6 protein-coding genes are annotated in these 6,569 nt (G+C 66.6%); 5 read left to right on the top strand and 1 reads right to left on the bottom strand.

Annotated features, from left to right (window positions below; translation table 11 throughout):
• Positions 1 to 403: 403 nt before the first annotated feature.
• Positions 404 to 1,312 carry a LysR family transcriptional regulator gene (locus ACDELDRAFT_RS17515; RefSeq protein WP_005799303.1) on the bottom strand — a complete coding sequence of 303 codons (909 nt, stop codon included), beginning with the start codon at positions 1,310 to 1,312 and terminating at the stop codon, positions 404 to 406.
• A gap of 168 nt (positions 1,313 to 1,480) precedes the next feature.
• Between ACDELDRAFT_RS17515 and ACDELDRAFT_RS17510 the strand changes: the two genes are divergently transcribed.
• The 5 genes from ACDELDRAFT_RS17510 (at position 1,481) to mmsB (ending at position 6,242) form a co-directional block, all read left to right on the top strand.
• Positions 1,481 to 3,004, top strand: a complete 1,524-nt coding sequence (locus tag ACDELDRAFT_RS17510) for a CoA-acylating methylmalonate-semialdehyde dehydrogenase (protein WP_005799301.1) — start codon at positions 1,481 to 1,483, stop codon at positions 3,002 to 3,004.
• Positions 3,005 to 3,207: 203 nt separating this feature from the next.
• Entirely contained in the window at positions 3,208 to 3,588 is a 381-nt protein-coding gene (locus ACDELDRAFT_RS17505) for a lysozyme inhibitor LprI family protein (protein ID WP_420042326.1), read from the top strand.
• Between the two features lie 28 nt (positions 3,589 to 3,616).
• Entirely contained in the window at positions 3,617 to 4,783 is a 1,167-nt protein-coding gene (locus tag ACDELDRAFT_RS17500; protein WP_005799298.1) for an acyl-CoA dehydrogenase family protein, read from the top strand.
• Positions 4,784 to 4,849: 66 nt separating this feature from the next.
• Positions 4,850 to 5,260: a TfoX/Sxy family protein gene (locus tag ACDELDRAFT_RS17495; RefSeq protein WP_005799296.1), complete on the top strand. Its 411-nt coding sequence runs from the start codon at positions 4,850 to 4,852 to the stop codon at positions 5,258 to 5,260.
• 94 nt (positions 5,261 to 5,354) lie between these two features.
• Positions 5,355 to 6,242, top strand: coding sequence for a 3-hydroxyisobutyrate dehydrogenase (gene mmsB / locus ACDELDRAFT_RS17490; protein WP_005799294.1), 888 nt, complete (start codon positions 5,355 to 5,357; stop codon positions 6,240 to 6,242).
• Positions 6,243 to 6,569 lie beyond the last annotated feature (327 nt).

The following is a 6,569-nucleotide window of genomic DNA, read 5'->3' as shown; positions in this document are numbered from 1 at the left end:
CACCGACGACGGCCCGGGCGGCACATCGCTGCCCCGGCGCGCAGCGGCTGCCTTGCCCGGTGCGGCAGATGCCGCATTGAAGATCATGGAGGCCACGGAAGCCAGGCCGGAAATAAGGGGGGACATCGCCGTCAACTCCTGCGGGCGCCATTGCGCTGCGGGCATGGAGATGCGCCCGCCAGTGCTTTGGCCCACGCGGCAAGGGTAGCGCGCGGCCGCCGCCGCAATGGGTGGATAAGCGGGGTGAGCCCGTGCCACCTCCGGGCAAGGGCACGGGTCCACGCCGCTGGAGTGGCCTGTGCCCCTGGCCAGCAGGCGGGCCACGGCGCTTTTCCGCATCCGTCGCATGGCCCCGCCCCGCCCGTACGCCGAGCCAGCAGCGACGGAGCGCGTGCGGGCAGGTTCAGAGCGCAGCGCCGCCTTCTGGCGGCAGCAAGAGCGCCTGCTGGCCCACCACCGCCTCGCGCAAGAACGACCACACCGCCTGCATGCGCGCCACATGCTTGTTTTCCAGCGGCATCGACATCCAGAAGGTGCGGGTGAACCGTGCCAGCCCCGGCAGCACCGGCGCCAGCGAGGCGTCCTGCGCGGCCACGAAGGCGGGCAACACCGCCAGCCCCGCCCCTGCCCTGGCCGCCTCGTACTGCGCCATGATGCTGGTGCTGCGCAGCGCGAAGTGCGTGGGGCGGTGCAGTTCGTCCAGGATCTGCAGCTCCTTGCTGAACAGCAGGTCGTCCACGTAGCTGATGAAGCTGTGGCCGCGCAGGTCGTCGGCCGTGCGGATGGGCGCGTGCCGCGCCAGGTAGCTGCGGGCGCCATAGAGCTGCAGCACGTAGTCGGTGAGCTTGACCACCACCACGGCGCCGCGTGCCGGGCGCTCCAGCGAAATCACGATATCGGCCTCGCGCCGCGACAGGTGCACCAGGCGCGGCAGCGCCAGCAAGTCGATGCCCAGGCCCGGGTGCTCCAGCGCAAAGCGCGCGAGCTGCGGCGCCAGGATCAGGTTGCCGAAGCCCTCGGTGGTGCCGATGCGCGCCAAGCCATGCAAGCCCTGGCGCACGCCGGGCGCGGCGTTCTCCACGGCGAGAAAGGCGGCCTCCATGGCCTCGACCTGGGGCAGCAAGACGCGCCCGGCCTCGGTCAGGCGGTGGCCGCCGGCTTCGCGCGCGAACAGTGCCGAGCCCACCTGTTTCTCCAGCGCCTGGATGCGGCGCGCCACCGTGGTGTGGTCCACCGCCAGCCGGCGGGCAGCCCCCACCAGCGTGCCGGCACGTGCCAGTTCAAGAAAGTAGCGCAGGTTGTCCCAGTCCATGGTGTGTTCCTTCACGCAGGACCTGGCACCCTGGCCGGTCCGGCGATGTGCATTTTTGCAAATCTCGTGCGCATGATTGTCTATTGTCCTGACAATTTCGCACAGCTACCATGGCGGTGCTTCGGGCTGAAAGCCCGTCCATCGGCACCATTTCCAGGAGACACCCGCATGAACGCACCCACCCCCGTGGCCGCACTGGCCCCCACCGTCAAGCTGCTGATCGGCGGCCAATTCGTCGAATCCAAGACCACCGAGTGGCGCGACGTGGTCAACCCCGCCACGCAAGAGGTGCTGGCCCGCGTGCCATTTGCCACCGCCGCTGAGATCGACGCCGCCGTGGCCTCGGCCAAGGAAGCCTTCAAGACCTGGAAGAAGACGCCCATCGGCACGCGCGCCCGCATCTTCCTCAAGCTGCAGCAGCTCATCCGCGAAAACATGGGCGAGCTGGCCGCCCTGCTCACCGCCGAGCAAGGCAAGACTTTGCCCGACGCCGAAGGCGACGTGTTCCGCGGCCTCGAAGTGGTGGAGCATGCCGCCAGCATCGGCAACCTGCAACTGGGCGAACTGGCCAACAACGTGGCCGGCGGCGTGGACACCTACACCCTGCTGCAACCCCTGGGCGTGTGCGCGGGCATCACGCCGTTCAACTTCCCGGCGATGATTCCGCTGTGGATGTTCCCCATGGCCATCGCCACGGGCAACACCTTCGTGCTCAAGCCCTCCGAGCAAGACCCCATGGTCACCATGCGCCTGTGCGAGTTGGCGCTCGAAGCGGGCATCCCGCCCGGCGTGCTGAACGTGATCCATGGCGGCGAGATGGCCGTGAACGCCATCTGCGACCACAAGGACATCAAGGCCGTGTCGTTCGTGGGCTCCACCAAGGTGGGCACCCATGTGTACAACCGCGCCACCCTGGCCGGCAAGCGCGCGCAGTGCATGATGGGCGCCAAGAACCACGCCATCATCCTGCCCGACGCCAACAAGGAGCAGACCCTCAATGCCATCGCCGGCGCCTCGTTCGGCGCCGCTGGCCAGCGCTGCATGGCACTGCCCGTGGTGGTGCTGGTGGGCGAAGCGCAAAAGTGGATTCCTGACCTGGTGGCCAAGGCCAAGACGCTCAAGGTGAGTGCCGGCACCGAAAAGGGCACCGACGTGGGCCCGCTGGTGTCCTGCGCTGCCCTGGCGCGCGTGGAAGGCCTGATCGAGCGCGGCATCGCCGACGGCGCCACGCTGGAACTCGACGGCCGCAAGCCCGTCGTGCCCGGCTTTGAAAAGGGCAACTTCGTGGGCCCGACGATCTTCTCGAACGTCAAGCCCGGCATGGCCATCTACGACCAGGAAATTTTCGGCCCCGTGCTGGCCCTGGTGCCCGCCGCCGACATCGACGAAGCCATCGAGTTCATCAACGCCAACCCCAACGGCAATGGCACGGCCATCTTCACGCAAAGCGGTGCGGCAGCGCGCAAGTTCCAGGAAGAGATCGACGTGGGCCAGGTCGGCATCAACGTGCCAATCCCCGTGCCCGTGCCGCTGTTCTCGTTCACCGGTTCGCGCGCGTCCAAGCTGGGCGACCTGGGCCCCTACGGCAAGCAGGTCATCATGTTCTACACCCAGACCAAGACCGTGACGGCCCGCTGGTTCGACGACAGCACCACGTCGCAGGGCGTGAACACCACGATCAGCTTGAAGTGACATCGCCCTGAGGCGCTGCGCGCCTTTCCCCTTCTCTCGCATTGCTGAGCACTGCAGGAAAGGGGAAGCAGCCAGCGCCTGCACCGGGTCAGTGCGGCCCTTGGCGCGGTGGCACTGGCCTTGGGCCGCGCCGGTTTCGACCGCAGTGGTCGGTGGTAAAAGTGGGCATGCAAATTTTCGAGACGAAAAAGCGGGGATTGGCAATGGCCTTTGGCGTGGCGTGCGTGATGCTGGCGGGAACCCATGCCCACGCGCAGGCCGGCGCCGCCTGCAAGCCCGGCGGCAGCGTGGACGAGACCAATGCCTGTGCAGTGCAGGCTTTTCAGGCGGCCGACACGCAGATGGCCATCCTCTACGGGGATGTGATGCGCGCGCTGTCGGCCCATGAACGCCCCCAGCTGCGCCAGGAGCAAACGGCCTGGCAGCGCGAGCGCACCACACGGTGCAAGCAGGCCACGCGCAACGCAGAATCCGCGCCGCATGGGCCGCGCCTGTACCACGAATGCCTTGCCGCCGAGACGCAGGCCCGGCGCAAGGACCTGATGCGCTGGCTGACGCTCGACCACCCCAGCGCCCAGCCTTGAGAACAACAAAAACGACGAGACCAAGACCATGGACTTTGAACTGACCGAAGAGCAACGCGCCTTTGCCCAGACGGCGCGCGAATTCGCCGAGGGCCAGCTGGCGCCCCACGCCGCGCACTGGGACGAAGAAGGCATCTTCCCGCGCGAGGCGATTGCCAAGGCCGGTGAACTGGGCTTTTGCGGGCTGTATGCGCCCGAGGCCGCTGGCGGCCTGGCCCTGCCCCGGCTCGATGCCACGCTGGTGTTCGAGGAAATGGCGGCCGTGGACCCGTCCACCACCGCCTTCATCACCATCCACAACATGGCCACCTGGATGCTGGGCACCTGGGCCACGCCCGCCGTGCGCGACCACTGGGGGCCGCTGCTCACCACCGGCGAAAAGCTCGCAAGCTATTGCCTCACCGAGCCCGGTGCGGGCTCGGACGCCGCATCGCTCAAGACGCGCGCCGAGCTGGTGGGCCACGAATACGTCATCAACGGCAGCAAGGCCTTCATCAGCGGCGCGGGCAGCACCGACGTGCTGGTGCTCATGGCGCGCACGGGCGATGCCAGCTCTGGCGCCGCCGGCATCAGCGCCTTTGTGGTGCCCGCCGATGCCCCCGGCATCAGCTATGGCAAAAAGGAACAGAAGATGGGCTGGAATAGCCAGCCCACGCGCACCATCAGCTTCGACAACGTGCGCATTCCCGCCGACCACCTGCTCGGCCGCGAGGGCGAAGGCTTCAAGATCGCGATGAAAGGCCTGGACGGCGGGCGCATCAACATCGCCACTTGCTCGGTGGGTGCCGCGCAAGGGGCGCTGCAGCACGCGCAGCGCTACATGCAGGACCGCAAGCAGTTCGGCAAGCCCATTGCCAGCTTTCAGGCGCTGCAGTTCAAGCTGGCGGACATGGCCACCGAACTCGTGGCGGCGCGCCAGATGGTGCGCCTGGCTGCCAGCAAGCTCGACGCCGGCGCCCGCGACGCATCCACCTACTGCGCCATGGCCAAACGCTTCGCCACCGACGCCGGCTTCAACGTGGTCAACGAAGCGCTGCAGCTGCACGGCGGCTACGGCTACATCCGCGAATACCCGCTGGAGCGCCTGCTGCGCGACGCGCGCGTGCACCAGATCCTTGAAGGCACGAACGAAATCATGCGCGTCATCATCGGCCGGCGCATGCTCGACGGCGACGCGCCCCAGACAATCCGCTGACTATCAATTCAATAGCTGCTGGCGCTTGATACACATGCACTATCGGCCATTTTGACCACAAACCCCATGCCCGCCCGCCCCTTGTCCGACGAAGCGCTTCACCTGATCGCCGCCGTGCGCGATGCGCTGGCCGAGCGCCTGGGCGCGCAGGTGGACGTGGACGAGCGCCAGCTCTTCGGCTGCCATGCATTCATGGTCGACGGCAAGCTCTGCCTGGGCGTCAAGGGCGAAGAACTGCTGGTGCGCCTGCCTCCGCAGCAGCACGACACCGTGGCCGAAACGCCGGGCGCACGCCCACTGGACCCGCGCGGCGGCATGGCCGGCTACTTCTGGCTGGAGCCCGCCGCCTACGCCACGCGTGCACAGTGGCAGCACTGGATCGACGCCGCCCTCGCCTACAACCCGCAGGCCAAGGCCACACCCCGGCGAGCCAAGGTGGCGGGCACCACGCGGCGCGGCAAGGGCTCGCCACCGTGATTTCAAGTCTTTTGGGCCTCTTGCGCTCGCCAGTCAAGCGAAAGCAGCTATCAAAACCATAGTTCCCATCCACACACAACAGGAGACACACACCATGCAAATCGCATTCATCGGCCTGGGCAACATGGGCGCCCCCATGGCCATCAACCTGCACAAGGCCGGCCACAGCGTGAAAGCCTTCGACCTGAGCGCGGACGCGCTTGCCAAGGTCAAGGCCGAAGGTCTGCAGGTCGCCACCAGCGCGCAAGACGCTGTGCAAGGCGCCGAAGCCATCGTCACCATGCTGCCCGCCAGCCAGCACGTGGAAGGCCTGTTCCTGGGCAGCGGCAACCTGCTGGCCAGCATCGCCAAGGGCGCGCTGGTGATCGACAGCTCAACCATCGCCGCCGCCACCAGCCAGAAGGTGGCCAAGGCCGCCGAGGCCGCTGGCATCGACTTCATCGATGCACCCGTCTCCGGCGGCACCGGCGGTGCCATCGCTGGCACGCTGACCTTCATGGTGGGCGGCACCGACGCACAACTGCAGCGCGCCCGCCCCCTGCTGGAAAAAATGGGCGCCAACATCTTCCACGCTGGCGCCGTGGGCGCCGGCCAGACCGCCAAGATCTGCAACAACATGCTCTTGGGCATCCTGATGGTGGGCACCAGCGAAGCCATCGCCCTGGGCGTGGCCAATGGCCTCGACCCCAAAGTGCTGTCTGAAATCATGCGCCGCAGCTCGGGCGGCAACTGGGCGCTGGAAAAGTACAACCCCTTCCCCGGCGTGCACGAGAACGCCCCCGCCAGCAAGGGCTACGCCGGCGGCTTCGGCACCGACCTGATGCTCAAGGACCTGGGCCTCGCCCAGGAAAACGCCATCACCACCAAGGCCAGCACCCCCCTGGGCGGCATGGCCCGCGCCATCTACGCGGCGCACAGCATTGCGGGGCATGGCGGCGAGGACTTTTCTAGCGTGATCAAGATGCTGCAGAAGAAGGGGTAAAGCGGGTTTTCCTGCAAGCCTTCTGCAAAAAGGGCGCTGTGGCTTAGGTTACAGCGCCCTTTTTTGTTGAGGTGGAAGGCTTCGCACAACCATTGCAAAATCCAATGGCAATCGGACAACTGTTAACGTCATCTGCGGCGGCTTTGGGCCCGAAGGCGACGTTGAGCGTAACTCTCCAATCCGGTCATTTGTTCTGCTTGCGGCCCAAACTTGAGCGCCGCCACCCCTGCCTTTGCACGTTCGCAGGCTATAGTTTGCTCAGCTGAAGCTTGCGGGGTTTGCAGGAATCTTTATACCTGAATGTTTCCACAGCCCTACGCTTGCAAA

Source organism: Acidovorax delafieldii 2AN, from assembly GCF_000175235.1.
Lineage (GTDB): Bacteria > Pseudomonadota > Gammaproteobacteria > Burkholderiales > Burkholderiaceae_C > Acidovorax > Acidovorax delafieldii_B.
This window is presented reverse-complemented; position numbering and strand designations above follow the sequence as displayed.

What these genes read in the sequence shown, in the direction of transcription:
- ACDELDRAFT_RS17515 (WP_005799303.1), bottom strand. Translation starts at nt 1,312, where the DNA reads ATGGACTGGGACAACCTGCGCTACTTTCTTGAACTGGCACGTGCCGGC.
- ACDELDRAFT_RS17510 (WP_005799301.1), top strand. Translation starts at nt 1,481, where the DNA reads ATGAACGCACCCACCCCCGTGGCCGCACTGGCCCCCACCGTCAAGCTG.
- ACDELDRAFT_RS17505 (WP_420042326.1), top strand. Translation starts at nt 3,208, where the DNA reads ATGGCCTTTGGCGTGGCGTGCGTGATGCTGGCGGGAACCCATGCCCAC.
- ACDELDRAFT_RS17500 (WP_005799298.1), top strand. Translation starts at nt 3,617, where the DNA reads ATGGACTTTGAACTGACCGAAGAGCAACGCGCCTTTGCCCAGACGGCG.
- ACDELDRAFT_RS17495 (WP_005799296.1), top strand. Translation starts at nt 4,850, where the DNA reads ATGCCCGCCCGCCCCTTGTCCGACGAAGCGCTTCACCTGATCGCCGCC.
- mmsB (WP_005799294.1), top strand. Translation starts at nt 5,355, where the DNA reads ATGCAAATCGCATTCATCGGCCTGGGCAACATGGGCGCCCCCATGGCC.